18 protein-coding genes are annotated in these 20,240 nt (G+C 51.5%); 16 read left to right on the top strand and 2 right to left on the bottom strand.

Features of this window, described 5'->3' with window-relative positions; genetic code table 11:
* Nucleotide 1: 1 nt before the first annotated feature.
* The 13 genes from NYR02_RS12425 to NYR02_RS12365 all read left to right on the top strand — a co-directional run bounded on the left by NYR02_RS12425 (nucleotide 2) and on the right by NYR02_RS12365 (nucleotide 12,249).
* A complete protein-coding gene (locus NYR02_RS12425) occupies nucleotides 2-1,183 on the top strand; it encodes a vWA domain-containing protein (RefSeq protein ID WP_260976671.1) in 1,182 nt (393 codons plus the stop codon).
* A 127-nt stretch (nucleotides 1,184-1,310) separates the two neighbouring features.
* On the top strand, nucleotides 1,311-2,036 hold the full coding sequence (locus NYR02_RS12420) for an SH3 domain-containing protein (protein ID WP_260976670.1): 726 nt from the start codon (nucleotides 1,311-1,313) through the stop codon (nucleotides 2,034-2,036).
* Complete coding sequence (locus tag NYR02_RS12415) at nucleotides 2,033-2,638, top strand: hypothetical protein (RefSeq protein WP_260976669.1); 606 nt, start codon at nucleotides 2,033-2,035, stop codon at nucleotides 2,636-2,638. Before NYR02_RS12420 ends, NYR02_RS12415 begins: the two co-directional genes overlap by 4 nt.
* A complete protein-coding gene (locus NYR02_RS12410; protein WP_260976668.1) occupies nucleotides 2,608-3,129 on the top strand; it encodes a peroxiredoxin family protein in 522 nt (173 codons plus the stop codon). The genes NYR02_RS12415 and NYR02_RS12410 overlap by 31 nt, the downstream gene beginning before the upstream one ends.
* Nucleotides 3,126-3,644 carry a hypothetical protein gene (locus NYR02_RS12405; RefSeq protein ID WP_260976667.1) on the top strand — a complete coding sequence of 173 codons (519 nt, stop codon included), beginning with the start codon at nucleotides 3,126-3,128 and terminating at the stop codon, nucleotides 3,642-3,644. The genes NYR02_RS12410 and NYR02_RS12405 overlap by 4 nt, the downstream gene beginning before the upstream one ends.
* Nucleotides 3,645-3,669: 25 nt before the next feature.
* Nucleotides 3,670-5,640, top strand: a complete 1,971-nt coding sequence (locus tag NYR02_RS12400) for a tetratricopeptide repeat protein (RefSeq protein ID WP_260976666.1) — start codon at nucleotides 3,670-3,672, stop codon at nucleotides 5,638-5,640.
* Entirely contained in the window at nucleotides 5,633-8,494 is a 2,862-nt protein-coding gene (locus NYR02_RS12395) for a tetratricopeptide repeat protein (protein ID WP_260976665.1), read from the top strand. Before NYR02_RS12400 ends, NYR02_RS12395 begins: the two co-directional genes overlap by 8 nt.
* Nucleotides 8,475-9,089 (top strand): tetratricopeptide repeat protein, encoded by a 615-nt coding sequence (locus NYR02_RS12390; protein ID WP_260976664.1) that lies wholly within the window; start codon nucleotides 8,475-8,477, stop codon nucleotides 9,087-9,089. Before NYR02_RS12395 ends, NYR02_RS12390 begins: the two co-directional genes overlap by 20 nt.
* Nucleotides 9,086-9,403 carry a hypothetical protein gene (locus tag NYR02_RS12385; protein WP_260976663.1) on the top strand — a complete coding sequence of 106 codons (318 nt, stop codon included), beginning with the start codon at nucleotides 9,086-9,088 and terminating at the stop codon, nucleotides 9,401-9,403. The genes NYR02_RS12390 and NYR02_RS12385 overlap by 4 nt, the downstream gene beginning before the upstream one ends.
* Before the next feature lie 207 nt (nucleotides 9,404-9,610).
* Nucleotides 9,611-10,261, top strand: a complete 651-nt coding sequence (locus NYR02_RS12380; RefSeq protein ID WP_260976662.1) for a MotA/TolQ/ExbB proton channel family protein — start codon at nucleotides 9,611-9,613, stop codon at nucleotides 10,259-10,261.
* 13 nt (nucleotides 10,262-10,274) lie between these two features.
* A complete protein-coding gene (locus NYR02_RS12375) occupies nucleotides 10,275-10,784 on the top strand; it encodes an ExbD/TolR family protein (RefSeq protein WP_260976661.1) in 510 nt (169 codons plus the stop codon).
* The gene (locus NYR02_RS12370) at nucleotides 10,781-11,287 is read left to right on the top strand and encodes an ExbD/TolR family protein (protein WP_260976660.1); all 507 of its coding nucleotides are present in this window, start codon (nucleotides 10,781-10,783) and stop codon (nucleotides 11,285-11,287) included. The genes NYR02_RS12375 and NYR02_RS12370 overlap by 4 nt, the downstream gene beginning before the upstream one ends.
* Nucleotides 11,287-12,249 carry an AgmX/PglI C-terminal domain-containing protein gene (locus NYR02_RS12365; protein ID WP_260976659.1) on the top strand — a complete coding sequence of 321 codons (963 nt, stop codon included), beginning with the start codon at nucleotides 11,287-11,289 and terminating at the stop codon, nucleotides 12,247-12,249. Before NYR02_RS12370 ends, NYR02_RS12365 begins: the two co-directional genes overlap by 1 nt.
* Before the next feature lie 100 nt (nucleotides 12,250-12,349).
* On the opposite strand, the gene NYR02_RS12360 is transcribed toward NYR02_RS12365, so the two are convergent.
* The gene (locus tag NYR02_RS12360) at nucleotides 12,350-12,826 is read right to left on the bottom strand and encodes a MaoC/PaaZ C-terminal domain-containing protein (protein ID WP_260976658.1); all 477 of its coding nucleotides are present in this window, start codon (nucleotides 12,824-12,826) and stop codon (nucleotides 12,350-12,352) included.
* Nucleotides 12,827-12,872: 46 nt separating this feature from the next.
* Nucleotides 12,873-13,784 carry an alpha/beta fold hydrolase gene (locus NYR02_RS12355; RefSeq protein WP_260976657.1) on the bottom strand — a complete coding sequence of 304 codons (912 nt, stop codon included), beginning with the start codon at nucleotides 13,782-13,784 and terminating at the stop codon, nucleotides 12,873-12,875.
* Nucleotides 13,785-14,020: 236 nt separating this feature from the next.
* On the opposite strand from NYR02_RS12355, the gene NYR02_RS12350 reads away from it, so the two are divergent.
* From NYR02_RS12350 to NYR02_RS12340, 3 genes are all read left to right on the top strand, one after another.
* Nucleotides 14,021-15,700, top strand: a complete 1,680-nt coding sequence (locus NYR02_RS12350; RefSeq protein WP_260976656.1) for an AMP-binding protein — start codon at nucleotides 14,021-14,023, stop codon at nucleotides 15,698-15,700.
* A 170-nt stretch (nucleotides 15,701-15,870) separates the two neighbouring features.
* Complete coding sequence (hrpA, locus tag NYR02_RS12345; protein WP_338055952.1) at nucleotides 15,871-19,788, top strand: ATP-dependent RNA helicase HrpA; 3,918 nt, start codon at nucleotides 15,871-15,873, stop codon at nucleotides 19,786-19,788.
* Between the two features lie 230 nt (nucleotides 19,789-20,018).
* A partial coding sequence (locus NYR02_RS12340) for an HvfA family oxazolone/thioamide-modified RiPP metallophore (protein ID WP_476756256.1) occupies nucleotides 20,019-20,240 on the top strand: 222 nt, incomplete at its 3' end.

Here is a 20,240-nt window from a genome sequence, read left to right as displayed (position 1 = left end):
GATGCTGATCGATTTCTTTCAGACCGTCCGTAACGCCCGCGTACCCTGTTCAGTGCGTGAGTATCTGGATCTGGTTCAGGCTGTTAAAGCGCATGTGGTGTTTGCCGACCTCGACGAGTTTTATGCACTCGCGCGATTGTGTCTGGTTAAAGATGAAAAACACTACGACAAATTCGATAAAGCTTTTGCTGCTTATTTTCAGGGGCTGGATACGCTGCCTTCGTTTATGGAAGAGGCGAACATTCCTGCCGAATGGATGCGCAAAGAGCTGGAACGCATGCTGTCGCCGGAAGAAATGGCCAGAATCGAAGCGCTTGGTGGTTTGGATAAAGTGCTCGAAGAGTTTAAAAAACGTCTCGAAGAGCAGCATAAACGCCACCAGGGTGGCAATAAAATGATCGGCACTGGCGGCACCTCCGCCTTTGGCGGCAATGGCTATAACCCGGAAGGTATTCGTATCGAACAGGGTAAGTCACGCCATAAAAAGGCAATAAAAGTCTGGGAACAGCGGAATTACAAAGATCTGGATGACAGCATTGAGTTGGGTATCCGCAATATCAAAGTGGCGCTGCGCCGGTTGCGCAAATTTGCCCGTCAGGGCTCGGTAGAAGAACTGGATCTTGGCGATACCATTGCTTCCACTGCACGTAATGCCGGTTTTCTCGACATTAAAATGGTGCCGGAGCGGCACAACTCGGTGAAAGTGCTGCTGTTTTTTGATATCGGCGGCTCAATGGATCCGCACGTCCGTGTGTGCGAAGAATTATTCTCCGCCGCCCGCACCGAGTTCAAACACATGGAAATCTTTTATTTCCATAATTGCCTGTACGAGTCCGTATGGAAAAATAATATCCGGCGCAATAATCAGCGCACCGATACCTGGGATATCCTGCGTAAATTCGGCCCGGACTATAAAGTGATCTTTGTCGGTGATGCCATGATGGCGCCTTACGAAGTGACTCATGTAGGTGGCAGTGTTGAGCACTGGAACGAAGAGGCCGGTGCAGTATGGATGCAGCGTATGGCTGATCAATACGGCAAGCTGGTGTGGCTGAATCCGGCACCGGAGTCGTACTGGGGGCAGGGCGGATCGCTGGGGGCTATCCGTGAAATTGTCAATCAGCATATGTATCCGCTGACGCTGAAAGGGCTGGAAACGGCAATGCGTCATCTAAGTAAATAGAATGAATGATAATTAACTCAAGCTGTACGAATGTACCGATTGATTGAGTGGCGCGCTTTATAGGACAATGGCGCACGAATGGCACGGATGCCCACATAACTAGAAAAATGAAAAGGGCTTTAGACCGATGTTGGTCCTGGGGAATCTCTGGCGTCCGCTCACCTTTAAGTTGAGTCGGCTGCTCTACATCACCACGTTCTGTATGATCTGTGCTCCATCGTGGGCGCAACAGGAACAACTGTATCTGCGCAAAGGTCCGGGCAGCTCCTTTCCTGTTATCTTCGAAGTCTCTTCCACTGAACAACTACAACCGCTGTATCTGCAGGGTGAATGGCTGCTGCTCAGTAATGGCCGCCGTCAGGGTTGGTTGCCGGTGCGTGAGGTACCCGAATCCTCCGGTCTCAGCCGCGCCCAGTTATGGTATCTGAACGACGCATTGCGCCCGGGTGACTGGCATGTGCAGGGTGGCTGGAACAGCGAAACGGCACTGCAGCTGGGCATCAGTTATCCGCTTGACCGTTATCGTCTGGCGGCGCGTTATACCCGTTCTGATGCCGGCGAGCAGGCGTGGCAAAGTGCAGAGCTGGGTTTCGAACACCTATTTTCCCGCTACTCCGGCTGGTCTTTGCAAGGGTTTGCCGGATTAGGCCTTGGGCTTAATGAAGAAGGCAGTCGTCGTTGGGATGAGCAGGGGCGGGAAACATCAACGGCAATTTTTACCTTGTCCGGTGATGTTATCTGGCCTCTGGAAACACGCCTTGATCTGCGGCTGCGTTTGCAGGCTTCCCAGGCACTGGGCGCTGATCAATCTGCACATACGGCCATCGCGCTGATCTGGAATCTGAGTTTATGAAGTATCTGATCCTTTGTTTATTGTCTTTGCCACTGCTGTCGGTGGCGGAAACCACCGATATTTACCAGCCACGGATCAAAGTTGCCGGGCTGGAACAATCAGAAAATATCAGTCGCCGTTATGGCAGTTGGGGAATCGGTGTTGCTCAGCAGGCGCAGGATAATCTCAGTGGACGAACGGCATTGAATATCAGTGCACGCTGGTTTGCCGGAGAGCGCTGGTATTTGTTGGGTACCGCACAATACGCTCCGTTTAATCGCGATGAAATCCGTAATGGCAGTGGCCAGGTTTTACTGGAATCGGGCGAACAGGCCAATGTGCTGGCCGGCGGCGTCGGATACGCTTTTCTGCAGGGTACAGCCAGTCTTAATGGGCATATGAGTTATCCATGGCAGGTGGCCGTGGAAGGTTTGCTGGGCGAGCAATACACCGGTGACAGCAGTGGCCGCTATTCTGGCCTGGCGTTCTCCTGGCAGCTGCTGGGCGATGATTACTGGCTGGCGACTGAATGGCGAACATACCAGAGTGACGACAGTCGCCTGGATAAGCTGAACGTAAACAAAGGTGTGCAATGGGGCATTTCATTCGGTTCTTATTTCTGAGTCTGGCCGCTCTGACGGTTCAGGCTGCAGAGTTGAAAAGCACAGAAACGCTTGCTCCGGGCCAGCGGGTTGATGATTTCTCCATGCCTTCGGCCATCGGTGGCTGGGGGCAGCGCCTGTCAGAACAGCGTGGCAAACCGGTTATGCTGGTCTGGCTGGACCGCTGCGACCAGTGCGAGGAAGAACTGGTGCGTTATCAGCTACTGGCAGAGAGTTATGCGCTCGATCATCTGGTTGCCTGGTTTATCTGGGCGCCACGCAAGAATGATCGGCCACCCAAAATGCGTTTGCCGGTGTTATTGAATGACCGGAAGTGGTCGCAGAGCTGGGGTTTTAATCCGCGCCCTGCGATCATGCTGATTAATAATGATGGTGTGCTGGATCATCTGATGTTGGGCGATTTATCCGCGCACTATGACGAAACTGAAAAGACACTGGCGCAATGGATGGCGAAACAACAGCTGCAAGCCAGTGCGGAGAACGAAAAATGAAAAAGACATCAATGCTGGCCGGATTTATGTTGTTGGGTGTACTGGCTGGTTCTGTGCAGGCTGAGCCAGCCGATGCCAATATTGCGGCCGATATTGTGCAGGTTAAACGTTCGGTGTTGGAACTGAATAAAGATTTGTATGAGCTGGAGGAAGATCTGCTCAGTCCGGCGACAACCCGCGCAGCATTTTATTTCTCTCTCACCTATGGCGAATTTTTTGAGCCGTTGTCGATTGAAATTATGGGCAGTGGATTTGAGGCTGTGCGCCATATTTATACCGAACGCCAGGTCGCGGCGTTGCGTATGGGAGCTGTTCAGCCATTAGCCAATATTAATTTAGGGCCAGGTAAGCACAACCTGCGTGCTGTTATTCGCGGCGTGGATCAGCTTGGCCAGAATCGCGAGCTGGTTGTCGAACAGCAGGTGGAAAAAACCGATAAGCCGCTGCTGCTTGAATTTGTTGTCAGTGATCTTGCCGAGCAGCAGAGCGCTCGTGCGCAGCTGAAATTCTGGTAACCGGCGTACGGATGACGATTTCCTGATGCGACATTATTTATTGCTACTTCCACTGCTGTGTGTGTTGTCGGTTGCCCGTGCTGCTGACGGCGATGTCACGGCGGAAGTGATCGTAGCACAACCGGCTACCCTGCTGGCGTCCCCGGATGATGTACCGGAAAACGCCGCGCAGCGTCTGCTGCGTGGTGCCTTTTATTTTCATTATCTGACCAATAATTACCAGCAGGCACTGGTCAGCCTTGATCAAATGCAAAACGCTGGAGTACCGTCAGAAAACATAGCTGAAATCACCGTAATGAAAGCGGCGGTTTTACTTGCGCTGGGACTGGAAGCGGATGCCGATGCCTTGTTTGCTGACATTGAAGCGCGTGGTGGAGAAGCTTCGGCTAACGCCTGGTATCACCTTGCCCGCCGTTGGCAGGCACGTTCAGAATGGGAAAAAGCCGAACGCTGCATTCGCCGTGCATTGCAGTTGAATGAACGCGCTGACAACCCTGCTATCCATTTGAACAAAGCCTATCTCGAAGAAGCAAAGTTTATTCTGGTTGCCAGTTTGGCACAGCAGGATAGGGCTAATGAAGCCGCCGATGCTCTGGCAACCATGACGCAGAGTGGCATCTGGACCGGCTATGCCCGTTACAACCAGATATTATCGTTAATGCGCCTGCATGCGGTCAGTCGTGATCTGGAAAAGTTGATCGAAGAAGCCAGTTATTATTTGCCCGATAATTATGAAGGGCAGTCGTTGAAAGATCGGATTTTACTGGTCGCCGGTATCTACGCGCTCGATGCCGGAAAATATCGTCAGGCTGAAGCCTATTTGCGTCAGATCAGTCTCGACAGTGCCTTTACCGCCCCTGGATTATTGCAATATGGCTGGTCTTTGGTAGATCAGTGGAAATACGAAGAAGCCATGCAGCCATGGCGGATTTTACAGCAGCGCTTCAGTGAATTTCATCCGGCGGTTATTGAATCCATTCTCGCGGTTCCTCACGCCCTTGAATTATTAAATGCGACCACTCAGTCACTGAAGACCTACGAGTTTGTTGAAAAAAGACTGGTCGGCATGCTTGATGCCTTACGGGCTCAGAATACAACAGCAGACGTTTCATCCTGGCTCGATGAGTGGGAAAAACAACAGCAGGGGCAATCCTGGGGCTGGCAGCGTGTGCGTCTTGGCGATATGCCGGATGGCCCGATGTCCCGGACCTTACAGGATCTGCTGGACGATGCTGACTTTAACCAAATGACCGCCGGGCTGCACGATCTGAGCAGTATGTTAAATGACGTCCAGCGGCAACAGCAGGATTTGTTGTTATGGCAGGCCGTTTTGCAACAGCGCCAGAAAAAGCTGTCCGGCCTTGATGCCGAGAAAAAACTGCAGCGCCTGGAACAACGCCAGGCTGAACTGACCCGTCAAGTGCTGGCGTTGCAGCAACGCCTGTATGATGAAGATAAAAAAGTATTTTCCTTCGCCTCTGAAACCGATCAGGGCAATGTCAATCATCTTGCCGCTGTCGTGCCGCGCATTGAATTTCTGCAACGCCTGAATACACCGACCCGTGACCTCGGTATTTATAAAGAACGCTGGCGCCGCAGCCGTGGCCTGCAGTTATGGCGTATATATGAAGAAAAACCAGAGCGGCAGTGGCAGGCACAAAAAAATTACTGGCAGCTGCAGGGCGTTACGTCGTCGTTGCTCGAGCAACTGGACAATACCCGCACCGCTTTGGCGTGGGCTGACAGCAGCTGGGTTGGTTTCCCGCAGCGTGTCGCCCGGCAGCAGGTGGCTTTGCAACAACAGGAGCAACAATTGCAACAGTTGCATAAGCAACAGCGTGAGCAAATCATTCGTCGGGTGTCGCAGCACATGGCTGAACTGGATGTCCGCATTACCGATTATCTGGCCCAGGCCCGTCTTTCTGTTGCCCGCCTTTATGACGATTCGTTACAGCAACAGATTGCCGGTGGCGAAGCGGAGGGCAAAAATGAATAAGCTCACTCCGTTGCTGAATGCCCGTGTTTTATGTTTGCGTCTGACCACGTTGTTGGTCTTGGTGTTGATGACTGGCTGTAGCTTATTTTCGCAGCCGGATGACACTGAAAAAACCCTGGAAAATATTAATGCGCTGAAAGTGCGTTTATTGTCGAATGATCCCCTTGAGACCAGTCACGACGATGTGATTGCGCGTTATCAGCGTTACCTGGATGTCGCAACCGAACCGGAAATGCGTATTCGTGTCGCACACCGTATTGCCAGTCTGAAATTGCAGTCGGAAGAAATCGCACTGGATAATATGCCGGAAGAGTCCGACGCCGCACTGAATGTTGGTGCTACCCGCGAAGAGCGTGCGCAGGCGATAGCTTCGATTAACGATTACGAGTCTTTGCTGCAGGCATACCCTGACCGGTCGGACAACGATGCCATGCTCTATCAGTTAGCTAAAGCTTACAGCATGGCCGGAAGAATGCAGTCGGCCATCGCCACGCTTGAGCAACTGGTGAGCGATTTTCCGCGTTCGGTTTATTACCTTGAAAGCGAATTCCGGCTGGCGCAGCTACTCTATGCCTCGGGCGATTATGAAGGCGCACAGATGGCGTATCAGCGCCTGATTGATCGTGGTCCGGACGATAACCAATATTATGTCAGTGCCGGTTATCTTCAGGGCTGGGCAATTTTTAAGCAGGATCGCCTCGAAGACAGTTTATTGGCTTTCACCCGCGTATTGGATGAGCAATATCCAACTGCAGCGGCCCTGTCCGACGCCAAAGGCGGTGAGCTGGATATGTTGAACGATATTCTGCGCATTATGGCGATTATGTTTGATGATCTTGGCGACTGGGAACAGATTGCACTGTTCTATGATCGGCACGGCAAACGTCATTATGAGTATCTGATCTACGATCGTCTGGCGACGCTTTATTACGATAAACAATATTATAAAAGCGGGGCATCTACCTTGCGTGCGTTTGTTCTGCGCTACCCGGACGATGTTTTGGCTCCGGTATATTACGAACGCCTGATCGAAGGATATAAAACCGCCCGTTATCCGAACCTTATGCGCAAGCACAAAGAAATTTACATCGGTATGTTTGGTGTCGGCGGTTCTTATTGGCTGACGCACTCTGAGGCAGTACAACAAAAACTGACCGTCTCTCTGACCACTTATATCTGGGACCTGGCCGGTTTTCACCATGCCTGGGGACAGAACAGCAAAAAACTGAAAGATAAACGCGAGCGCCTGGCGGAAGCCGAACGTTGGTATAAAGAATACATCCGCAGCTTCCCGGATGCTGACGATACGGTAAAAGCGCATTTTCTGCTGGCGGAGGTTGCCTTTGAGCTGCAGGAATATCCACTGGCCAAAGATCACTATGAAATTGTCGCTTACCAATACCCGCACAATGAAAAAGCAGCAGAGGCCGGTTATGCCGCGATTCTGGCATTTAATAAATACCGCCCGGCAAAAACAGAAGCTCTGGCCTGGCGACAGGCTACCGTTGCCAGTGCCATGCGCTTTGTGCAGGAATTTCCGCAGGATGAGCGCAGCGGAACGGTATTGGTCAATACCGCCGAAATGTTACTGAAAGATAAATATTATCCGCAGGCGCTGGCCACCGCGCGTCTGGCGTCTGATGTCGAGGCCGACTTGCCCGAACGTTACCGCTATGGTGCCGCTCTGGTACGCGGACATGCCAGCTTTGAGCAAGGCCTGTTTGCCGAGTCTGAAGAAGCGCTGGGCAAAGCCCTGACTTACAGCAAACTGGATAAGAAAACCCGGCGTGAACTGCGCGATAAAGTCGCCGCAACCGTTTATAAACAGGGCGAGCAAGCAAAAGAGCAGGGTGATCTGGTTGCCGCTGTTGGCCACTGGCGCCGCCTTGCAACGGTTATTCCGGAAAGTAATACCCGTATTATCGCCGAGTACGATGCCGCGACGTTATTAATGCAGATGAAGGATTATGATCAGGCAATTGAGGTCCTGCTGCATTTCCGTGAACAGTATCCGCAGCATAAATTGACCGCCGATATTCCCAGCAAACTCATCGTCGCTTATGAAGATAAAGGTGAGTGGCGTAAAGCGGCTTTTGAATTGCAACGTATCTGGAACGACGGAAAAGACCCTGAGCAACAGCGTATCGCCTGTTATCAGTCTGCGGAATACTTTGAAAAAGGCGGCGATCTGGATAACGCGCTGGTGATGTATAAACGTTACGCACACAGCTATAAAAAACCTTTTGATGCGGCCGTCGAAGCGCACTTTAAACTGAACGAAATTTATGCTGCACAGAACGACGAAGAAAAACGCCGTTTCTGGCTGGATAAGGTGATAACCCTGCACAATAAAGCCGGTAAAGATCAGACGGATCGTTCACGTTATCTGGCTGCCAGTGCTGCTTACGAACTGGGCGAATTTGAACGGGCTAAATACGAAAAAATCGCTATTACACTGCCTCTGGATAAAAGTGTGACGCGCAAAAATGCCGTGATGCAGGCCGCGTTGAAACGCTATACCCAATCGGTACAGATTGGTGTTCTGGAATTTACCACCTCAGCGACCTATCGCATTGGTCAGCTGTATGCGCAGCTCAGTAAAGCGCTGATGGAGTCGGAGCGTCCGGCGGGTATGGATGAGCTGGAGCTGGAAGAGTATCAGTTTCTGCTGGAAGAGCAGGTGTTTCCGCTGGATGAAGCGGCCATTGAAATTCACCAGACCAATGCTAATCGCACCTATGACGGTTTGTATGATGAATGGATTAAAAAGAGTTATCGGTCGTTGGGCGTATTAATGCCAGGCCAGTACAATAAAAATGAAAAGGCGCTGAGTTATGTTGATCAGATTCGCTAGCCTGTTACTGCTGGTTGTATTGCAGATTGGCTTGCAGGGTTGCAGCCTGTTGGGGGCAAAACCGGAAGTGGTGGATTCTGCCCAGCAGGAAAAGCCGTTGCCGCCGGAATTAATTGAGGCTTATAACGCAGGGCTTGAATTACTGCAGGATGAAGAATTCGAAGCCGCCGAAACTCACTGGCAGAGTCTGACTGAACAATACAGCGAATTTCCTGGTTGCTGGACCAATCTGGCACTGGCGCAATATCGTCTTGAACAATTTTCCGAAGGTTTAGACAGCCTGAATAAGGCCGTCAGTCTAAAGCAGGATTTTTGCCCGGCTTATAAAATATTGGGCCTGGTGCAGCGCGAACTGGGGCAATTCAGCGCGGCTGAAAGCAGCTATCAGACGGCCGTGCAATGTGACCCGGCCGATGCTGAGGTGCGCTACAACCTGGGCATATTGTATGACTTATATTTACACGATCTGGCAAAAGCGCTGGAGCAGTATCAGCGGGCGCAGAGCATGATGAGTGAACCCGATGCCACCCTGGCGATCTGGATTGCTGACCTTGAGCGCCGCAGTACCGAGCAGGTCGCAGGAGAAGGCTCATGACTAAATCGTTCTTCTGTACGCTGTTGCTGTTGTTGTTAAGCGCCCAGGTTGTTGCTGATAACGTGGTGCGTCTTAAAGGTATATCGATCCAGGGTAACAGTGAAGAACCGAACGTAATGTACGTAACACCGTGGCGTCCACCACCGGGAACCGGGCGTTTATATCAGCCGATTAACAGCTACCGCGAACAATGGTTGCAGGGCATTGACCGGGACAGTTTTCGCCGCGAAATGCGTTACGCAGAACGTTATGCACCGAAAGAACCGAATCAGGAACGGATCCGCCAGCTGAGTGAGGGTTCTGCGTTACCGTGAATGCAATCAATGGTTAAGTCAGTCGTCAATCCATTGTGTGATACATCGTGTAATAAACAACGTTTTTTGCTGTGCGGTTTAATGGTTAAATCGTCAGTAATGGGCCAGGGCCTGTTTAATTAGTGTTAACAGGCCCTGGCCCCGAACAGGTCGCGGCGTAAGACCGGCCAATAACAATTAAGAAACTAAAAACCAGGGGAAGTAACTATGGATACCATCGTACGTTTTTTTCAGGAAGGCGGTACTTTTATGTACCCGATCGCCATCATCATGGCGATTGGTTTGGCCATTGCTTTTGAGCGTTTACTGGTACTGATGAAAGAAAAATCCAGCAATCGTCGTGCCTTCGAAGAGCTGCTGCCAATGCTGCAAAAACGCGATCTGCGCGGTGCCCTGAGTTATGCCACCAGTTCTGAAACAAAAATCGGTGATATTTTCTCTGCCGCCATTGCCCGGATTCCTGGCAGTCAGCGTCGTGAAGAAATTGAATACGCGCTGGAAGAAGGCTTAATGGAAGCCATTCCACAGCTGGAAAAACGTACACAATACGTTGCGACTCTGGCCAATATCGCCACCCTGATGGGGCTTCTGGGTACCATTATGGGTCTGATCGCCGCCTTTACCGCCGTTGCTAACGCGGCACCTGCGGAAAAAGCCGCGCTGTTGTCGCAGAGTATTTCGGTCGCGATGAACACCACCGCATTTGGCCTGATGGCCGCTATTCCGTTAATTCTGCTGCACAGCTTTCTGCAATCCAAAACCAATGAAATTGTCGACAGCATCGAGATGGCCGGGGTGAAGTTCCTCAACATCATCACTGAGCGTAAGCCAGGTCAAACTCCAGCAAACAGCAACTGAGATGTAATTTCTGATGAGACGCCAAAGACGAATACAAGAAGAGGCGGAGCTCAACGTTACATCCTTTATGAATCTGATGATCGTACTGGTCCCAGTACTGTTGATGAACATGGTGTTCTCACAGCTGGCCGTACTTGATCTTAAGTTGCCATTGGGAGATCAGCCGGGGGCTGTGAATCCTGAGGATGTTTCGCTCGAAGTGATTGTCAGTAAGCAAGGGTTTGAAATCACCCGAACTTATCAGGAGAAATCTGAATCGCTTGCGACTCTGCCGAAAAAAGACGGAAATTACGATTACAGTGGTCTGTCTTCTGCGCTCGTGGATATCAAAAAGAATCCTGGCTTTGAAGACAAAAAAGACATCAGCCTGTTATCGGAAGCCGATATCGATTACCAGACGTTAATTACGGTGATGGACAGCGTACGCATTTATCCGGCGGTTATTGCCGCATCCCTGGTTGATGCCACGTTATTTCCGGAAATTTCTCTGGGTGATGCACCGGGTACGGAGGTGACGCCATGAAAATGTCACGTCGTGCCAAGCGCATGCAGCGTAATCATAAGCGTAATGCCAACAAGAGCGGTCTGAATCTGACGGCACTGATGGATATTTTTACCATTCTGGTTTTCTTCCTGATGGTGAATCAATCCGAAGTGGAAGTGCAGAGCAGCGATGCCATTCAATTGCCCGCTTCATTGGCAGATAACAAACCCAATGAAAATATTACGGTGCTGGTCAGCAAAGACGATATTCTGGTTCAGGGGCGTGCTGTCATCAGTACGGCGGCCGCCAGTAAAATCAGCGGTGAAGAAATTGCTGAGCTGAAAAAAGAACTGGATTATCTGGCTGCGCGTTCACCGCTCTCAGCAGAACAAAAAGAACAGGGCAGGCCGGTCACCATTATGGGTGACAAGGATATTCCCTATGCGCTGCTGAAAAAGGTTATGAATACCTGTGCAAAGGCGGAATTTAATAATATTTCGCTGGCTGTAAATCAGAAACCACCCGCTAAGGGAGGTGCCTGATGACTGTTTATTCGCGCGCACCACAACTGCCGTGGACCGACAATGGGGATCGACAACGTTTTTTGCCGATACTGATTGTTTTGCTGGCCGTTGTTATGGTGCTGGGGGTGGTGATTCCATCCATTGATCTGCCGGAAAAAGACCGTAAAGATCTGGAGAAGCTGCCGCCACAGCTGGCCAAGGTTATTGAGCGTAAAAAGCTTGAAAAACCCAAGCCAAAACCAGTGCCACCTAAAGTGGAAGAAAAGAAGCCAGAGCCTAAGCCCGAACCCAAACCGGAGCCCAAGCCTGAACCAAAACCGGAGCCGCCGAAGCCCAAGCCTGAGCCGAAACCCAAGCCCAAGCCGAAGGTAGAAGCAACGAAGGAAAAGCGTGAGCAAGCCAAAGAAACGGCCAAGAAAAATTTTGGTAACGATGCCTTGTCAGCGCTGAACAATATCCGCAATCAGGTGCCGATTGCTGCATTGAATACCTCAAGCAAAGGCCTGAGCAATGCCGGTAATAAAGCGACCAATGTGGGTACTGTGGTTGACCGCAATGCGGCGACCCGGACTTCCGGCGGTGTTGATGTCGCTTCGTTAACCAATGCGACGGTCGGTGAAAACCTCAGCGATCGCCAGGTGACGGCGGTGGAAATGACCGCGGAACAGGAAGAGGCAAGTGCTGCAGCAACGACCCGTTCGCAAGAAGAATTGCGTTTGGTATTCGAGCAGTACAAGGTGCAGTTTGACCGCTTGTATCGCAGTGCTCTGCGTAAGAATCCGGCACTGGCTGGTTCTGTTACGCTGAAAATGGATGTGCAGCCGGATGGTTCGGTTTCTTCCTGCTCGGTGTTTAAAAGTGAGTTGAACGATGCCGGTTTACATAAACGTCTGGAAATGAAGTGTCGTCAGATGCAGTTCGAAAAACGATCGAACATCGATGTAACGGCGGTTGAATTTCCGATCCGCTTTATGCCTTAAACGGCATCGCTTTACTGATAAAGCAAAAATAAAAAAGGCCGCGACAGCGGCCTTTTTTATTTTCCCGGTTTGTATATTCCGGATTACTGTCAGAGCAGATTCAGTCGCCGATGTGGATTTCAGGCAACTTCGGAGCATTGATTGTCATCTTTTCGGTTGGCGCCATTACCGTGGCTTCGCCGCTCGCGACAACCTTGCCGTGCTGGTTGCTGACGCTGCATTCCAGCGTAACGATGGGCTTGCTGTCGTGTTTGCTGCTCACTGTCAGCTCAACCAGTAATTCGTCGCCGATCATTACCGGCTTACGGAAGGATAAACTCTGCCCCAGATAAACGGTGCCAGGGCCAGGCAAATCCATCGCCAGTGCCGCAGAAATTAATGCACCGGTAAACATGCCATGGGCAATCTGCCCCTTAAATGGCGTGGTCGCCGCGTATTCTGCGTCCAGGTGTACCGGATTGTGGTCGCCGGATACCGTTGCGAACAGGATCAGATCCTGACGGCTGACGGTATGCTTGCGTTGGCAGCTGTCTCCGACAGCGATTTCAGCAAATGGTCGATTGGTAATTGTTTCCATACAGTTCCCGAATAGTTACAACGAAATAAGTTTCAAAAAGCCTGAACTACAGCGATAACGATTTCAGCCAGTTCAGTGTGTCCTGAAAGACTTCAGAGGCATTGGTTTCGTTCAGCATTTCATGCCGACCCTCAGGGTACATTCGCAGGGTGACATTGTCATGACCTGTCTTTTCTAAAAACGCTTTTAAGGCCGGTACGCCTTTACCCATCTGACCAACCGGGTCGCGATCACCGCCGAAAAGATAGATAGGTAAATGAGCCGGAATTTTGCGCAGATTATTGGCTTTGCCGATTTCAATCAGTCCGCTGAATAAATCGGTCCACAACTGCAGGCTGCACAGATGCCCGCAGGCTGCATCGGCCAGATAGCGATCTACTTGTTGGTGATCACGGCTGAGCCAGTCAAAGTCGGTGCGATTGGGGCGAAAGGCTTTATTAAACGCTCCGAATGACAGCGCATCCATAACCCCGGAGAGGTGCTGCTGCCCCTGGCGCAGTTTCAGCAGGCTGGCGACGCTGCGCCCAAGATGAAACAGGGCAGAGGACTGATGGTTGGAGCCTGACAAAATCAGACCGGATAGCAGGTCGCCATGGCGAATGGCAAAGCCCTGAGCAATAAAGGAACCCATGGAGTGACCAAGCAGAATGCGTGGTTCATCACCGCAGGTAGCCTGCTGAACCCGCAGAATATCGTCCATCAGTAATTCCCAGCCGCCCATGCCGGCGGCATTGGCATCGGCGTAATGACCGCGGGGGCGGCGTTCACCGTGGCCACGGTGATTATGAGTCACCACCTGATAGCCGGCCTGATGAAGAAATTCGGCCAATGGGATGTAACGGTCACAATGCTCGGCCATGCCGTGCATCAGATGAATCGTGGCAACCGGTGAGGTCTGTGGCCACAGGCGCGCTTCGAAGGTGGAATGATCGGCGGCAGAGATAGTTATTTTGTTCATTATTTGATCGCTGTGCTGTCGAAGGGGTGCCAGCCGTGCCGGGTGGCGCTGTTACCTTCTCCGTTATGTGTCGAATTGTAAATAGCCGGAGAGCGACTTTTGCCGCCATGTGAGAAAACAGGTAAACTCCGGCTGCTTTTTTGGCCGGAATTTCTACTGGGGAGCCGGAATCCGGGCAATTCAAAATTTCACAAAACCCTGCATATAACGATAATTCAGGGTTATCAGGAGGCGGTATGAACGAGCAATTTTTCCAGGAGCGTTATCCGGAGGCCTATCCGGGTTCGATAGACCCGGATAAGCACGAATCATTAGTCGAAATCTTTAACGGTTTCGTAGAACGTTTTGCCGATCGCCCGGCTTTTACCTGTCTGGGCCAGACCCTGACCTATGCCGAACTGAATAAGCAGAGTGCTGCTTTCGCCGCTTACCTGCAAAACGAAACCAGCCTGCAGGTTGGTGACCGTATTGCGGTTCAATTACCGAATATTCTGCAATATCCGATTGTGGTTTTTGGTGCTATGCGTGCCGGTATGGTGGTGGTTAATACCAACCCGCTGTACACCGAACGCGAAATGGAGCATCAGTTTAATGACTCCGGTGCCAAGGCTCTGGTTGTTTTGGCCAATATGGCTGACAAAGCCGAGAAGGTGCTGCCGAACACCGGCATCAAGCACGTTATCGTCACCAACGTGGGCGATATGCACGGTACGATCAAACGCGTATTGATTAACACTGTTCTAAAGCATGTTAAAAAAGAAGTTCCGGCCTTTAATATTCCGGGTGCGGTTGCACTGCGCAGTGCTCTGAAAATCGGTGCAGGCAAAAGCTTCAGCGCAGTCAAAGTTGACCGTAATGATGTGGTTGTTCTGCAATACACCGGCGGTACAACCGGTGTGGCGAAGGGTGCGATGCTGACCCACCGCAACCTGATGTCGAATATGATGCAGTGCCACGGCCTGTTCAGCATGGTGCTGGAAGAAGGCAAAGAAACCGTTATTGCACCACTGCCTCTGTACCATATCTATGCCTTTACCGTGCACTGCATGGTGATGCTGGAAACCGGTAACCATTCGATACTGATTCCTAATCCACGCGATATTCCAGGCTTTATCAAAACCCTGCAGTCTTCTGAGTTCAGTGGCTTTGTGGGTCTTAATACATTGTTCGTTGCTCTGTGTGGTCAGGAAGCTTTCCGTGCGCTGAATTTCAGCAAGCTGAAACTGACCATCTCCGGTGGTATGGCATTAACCAAAGATGCGGCTGACCAGTGGAAAAGCGTGACCGGTTGTGAAATTGCAGAAGGCTTCGGCATGACTGAAACCTCCCCCGTGGTTTCGTTTAACCCGCCAGGCTTCGTGAAACTGGGCACCATTGGTATGCCGGTTGCCAGCACTGCCTGTAAAGTCATTGATGATGAAGGCAATGAACTGGCCATCGGTGAGGCCGGCGAACTGTGTGTTAAAGGTCCGCAGGTTATGAAGGGTTACTGGCAGCGTCCGGAAGCGACCGCTGAAACCATTACTGAAGACGGTTGGCTGAAAACCGGTGACGTAGCTGTTATTACGGATGACGGTTACATGAAGATCGTTGACCGTAAAAAAGACATGATCATCGTATCTGGCTTTAACGTTTATCCGAACGAAGTTGAAGATGCGCTGGTATCTCACCCGGATATCGTTGAAGCGGCGGCTATCGGTATTCCTGATCCGAAAAGCTCAGAAGCGGTTAAAGTGTTTATCGTTTCCAAAAACGAGAACCTCACTGCAGCGGAAGTTAAAGACTGGTGTCGCGAACGTCTGACCGCTTATAAAGTGCCTCGTCACATTGAATTCCGCGATGAATTGCCAAAAACCAACGTTGGCAAAATACTGCGTCGTGAGCTGCGTGATGCGGAGCTGGCCAAGCAAAACTGATTTGCCTGGTTGCCGGGGCCTGGCAACAGCAATAAGCCGGCCCTAGGAAACGCCCTGTATTTTCGGATACGGGGCGTTTTTATTGGTGGCTGAAAAAGGTTGCTGAAAACGGACAGGCATTGATCGCTGAATGCGATAAAATGCCGTCACAATCAAACATGGAGATCCGCGTGAGCGCCGACGCTTTTACTGCCGGCTGGGCAGCCCTGTATCAAGCCATCGACCAGTGTCTGCTGAAAGATCAGCACGGTTTACGCCGCAGCGTACAGCAATTGAAAAAGCGCCCGCTGGATCATCCTGCGGCTCAGTCGCAACTGGAAAAACTGTTACAGCGCATTCAGCGCAGTCAGCAGATTGTGGCTCTGCGTTCACAGCCGATACGCATTGCGTACCCGGAAGAATTACCGGTCAGTGGTAAGCGCGACGATATTCTTGCCGCACTGCGCAATCATCAGGTGGTGGTGGTGGCTGGTGAAACCGGCTCTGGTAAAACGACACAGCTGCCCAAAATATGTCTGGACGCCGGCTATGGCCGTCAGGGACGAATAGCTCATACCCAACCGCGCCGTCTGGCGGCGCGGGCAGTTGCTCAGCGGATTGCCGAAGAGCTGGGTTGCGAGCTGGGGCAGGAAGTTGGTTATCAGGTGCGTTTTACCGATCAAAGCGTCGATGCAAGTCGGGTAAAGCTGATGACCGACGGTATTTTGCTGGCGCAAACCCAGCATGACCGTTTTCTGAATGAATACGACGTCATCATCATCGACGAAGCTCACGAACGCAGTCTGAACATTGATTTCCTGCTGGGCTATTTAAAGCAATTACTGCCGCAGCGACCGGATCTTAAAGTAATCATTACGTCGGCCACCATCGACGTTGAACGTTTTTCTGCGCATTTTGCCGATGCCCAGGGACAGCCCGCACCGGTCATTGAAGTGTCTGGCCGTACGTTTCCGGTGGAGGTCCGTTATCGCTCGCTGCTGCGTGATGAAGAAGATGCCGATGACCGCACCTTATTTGAAGGGGTGGCCGAAGCTCTGGCTGAGTTGCGCGATGAAGATAAAAAATCCGGACAGCACGGTGATGTGCTTATTTTTATGCCCGGTGAGCGGGAAATTCGCGAATGTGCCGAATATTTACGCCGTGCGCAATTACCGTCCACTGAAATTCTGCCGCTTTATGCACGTTTAAGCGGTGCGGATCAGCAGAAAATCTTTAAACCGCACGGTGGCCGGCGGGTGGTGCTGGCTACCAACGTTGCAGAAACCTCTCTGACGGTACCTGGCATTCGCTATGTGATTGATTCCGGTGTGGCCCGCATCAGCCGCTACAGCTACCGCAGTAAGGTACAGCGTTTACCGGTCGAGGCGATTTCTCAGGCCAGTGCCAATCAGCGTGCCGGGCGTTGTGGCCGTACTTCGCCGGGTATTTGCATCCGACTGTATGAAGAAGCCGATTTTCTGGCCCGCGCAGAATTTACCGATCCGGAAATTCAGCGCACGAATCTGGCGGCGGTTATTTTGCAGATGCTGCATCTGAAATTAGGGCGCCTGCAGGATTTCCCTTTTATTGATGCGCCGGACGAGCGCTTCATTAAAGACGGTTTTAACCTGCTGCAGGAACTCGAAGCCGTTGATGCTCAGGGCAACATGACCGCATTAGGGCGGCAGATGGCGCGCCTGCCAGTCGATCCGCGTATTGGCCGAATGCTGTTGGAAGCAAAACAACAACAATCATTGCGTGAAGTATCGATTATTGCGGCCGCTTTAACGGTGCAGGACCCGCGTGAGCGTCCGCCAGAGAAGCAACAGGCCGCCGATGAAAAACACCGCTTGTGGATGCATGAAGAGTCGGATTTTCTCAGTCTGGTCAATTTATGGTTCGCCTATGAAGAGCAGCGCCAGGAAATGTCTCAGGCGCAGTTGCGTAAGTGGTGCAGTAAACACTTTCTGTCTTTTATGCGTATGCGCGAATGGCGCGACACCCACCGCCAGTTGCATGTTTTGTGCAAAGAACTGGAATTAAAAGAAAATACAGAGCCGGCCAGCTACGAGGCGGTGCATAAAGCGCTGCTGGCGGGGATGCTCAGTCAGATTGGTTTTAAATCGGAAGGTCAGGAATATCTGGGCGCCCGCAACCGTAAGTTATTTATTTTTCCGGCATCCGGACAATACAAGAAAAAGCCGAAATGGATGATGACCGCAGAACTGGTAGAAACCAGTAAATTGTATGCGCGTACCGTGGCACGTATTGAACCGCAATGGATTGAAGTGATTGGCCAGCCGCTGCTGAAATATCAATACTTTGAACCGCATTGGAATGCCCAGCGTGGACAGGTAACAGCATTTGAGCAAAGCACGCTGTATGGCTTGATCGTCAATCCGCGTAAGCGGGTTAATTATGCGTTAACGCATCCACAGGAAGCGCGCGAAGTCTTTATTCAGGAAGGCCTGGTCGAGCAGCAGTTGCGCAGCAAACTGCCGTTTTACCGCAACAATATTGCGCTGTTAAAAGAAGTTACCGAATATGAAGAAAAATCCCGGCGCCGCGATCTGGTGATCGATGATGCCTGGCAGGCCGAGTTTTATCGTCAGCGCTTGCCGGTGGATATTCCATCCGTACGTCATCTTGAGCGTTGGTATGAAAAAGCATCAGCCACCGAGAAAAAAGCGCTCGAATTTACCCGCGAACAATTACTCAGCGCGGAAGCTGCCGGCATCGGAGCACGCGACTTTCCGGGTGAACTCGAATGGCAAGGTATGGCTTTTCCGCTGAGTTATACCTTTGCGCCGGGAACAGAAGATGACGGCGTCAGCCTCAGTGTGCCGGTAGCAATGTTGCAGCAGGTTCCGGACGTGCAGGTTGAATGGCTGGTTCCCGGTTTCATTGCCGAAAAAACGGCGCAGTTAATTAAAGGCCTGCCGAAAGTGGTGCGTAAAAACTTTGTCCCGGTACCCAATACGGTGGAAGCGTTTCTGCGTCAGGCGGATGCCGGGCAGGGTGGTTTATATCTGCAATTACTGAACTTTCTGAATAAAACCCAGCGCCCGCCGCTGGAGTTGTCACAGTTACTGGATATCGAATTAGCTCCTTATTTACGCATGAACATTCGGGTGATGTCTGACGGAAAACTGTTGGCTCAGGGCCGTGATCTGGCGGCCCTTAAAGCACAGTTGAGCGATGCCAGTCAGCAGCAGGTATTAACGCTGACGCATCAGGATTATCAGCGCAGTGATATACGTCAGTGGGATTTTGCCGATTTACCTGAATCTATCCAGACGGAGGTGAATGGTTTGCCGGTGCGTGCTTTTCCGTGTTTGCGCCTGACAGGCCAGCAGCTGGAATTAACCGTTGAATCCAATGCCAATGATGCCCGCCGTGCGCACCGCACCGGCGTCAGCCGCCTGATCCGCAACGCATTGCCGGAACAGGAACGCATGCTCAAAGCGCACATCCAGAAAACCATGGCCAGCCGTTGGTTGCTGGCAAAAGGATTGGGTAATCAGGCTGACATTGCCAACGATCTGCTTGAAGCTGCGTTTATCCAGGTGTTTGTCCCCTTGGATGAAGCCTTGCCATACAGCGAATCTGAGTACAAAGCGCGCCTTGAGCGTCGCGCTGAGCTGGTTGCTCATGGTGAACGTCTGCTGGCGCAATACATCGAATGGCTGCAATTACGTCATGGCATTCTGAAACAGGTTGGCGGGGCGGTCAGCCTCGACCGGGCGATGGCTTACAGCGATGTTAAAGCGCACCTTCAGCGTTTACTGGCATCCGGTTTTATGAGCCGTACGCCCTGGGTGCAATTGCAAAGCTACAGCCGCTATCTGCGCGCCATGGAATATCGTATTGATAAATTGCAGGGTAACTTGCCGCGCGATCGTCAGTCGATGATTGAATATGAAGCGCTGGCAACGCCGTATCAGGAGCTGTTGGCCCGCATTGATATAGCCGATTATCCGCAATTGCAGGAATTTGGCTGGTTACTGGAGGAGTGGCGGGTATCGCTGTTTGCGCAGCCGTTAGGCACGCGCGAGCCGGTATCGATGAAGCGCCTGCAGAAGCGCTGGCTGGAAATCCGCGATATCTAGGGCAGCTCTGAATCATTTTCCTGCAAGCCCCGAAGCGGGCACTGAAGTATTCAGAGGTGCTCAAAATTTTTCTGATTGCCTGTAAGAACCCTGCAGGTCCTGCGACTAAGGTTATGTGCACCGGAAAAGGGTTGAATTCAGCCCCTTTTCCGGTCACTAATGTGTCAGCCTCGGTGATTCAATTGCGAGGCCTGCCCCTGAAGCTAAAAACTAATGAACAGGACTACCTCATGGCTAAGAAAACAATGAAACCCGTTGCTGCTGTACTCGGCACTGCCTTTATTGCCGCACTGTCTCAGGCACCAGCCGCCTCCGCTGCTGAAAATCCATTTGCGTCGGCTGAACTGCAGTCTGGTTATAAACTGGCTGCTAACCATGAAGGTAAATGTGGTGAAGGCAAGTGTGGTGGCGAAAAAACCAAAGCCGAAGGTAAGTGCGGCGAAGGCAAATGT

The sequence above is a fragment of the Thalassolituus pacificus genome (genome assembly GCF_025318105.1).
GTDB lineage: Bacteria > Pseudomonadota > Gammaproteobacteria > Pseudomonadales > Oceanobacteraceae > Venatoribacter > Venatoribacter pacificus.
This window is presented reverse-complemented; position numbering and strand designations above follow the sequence as displayed.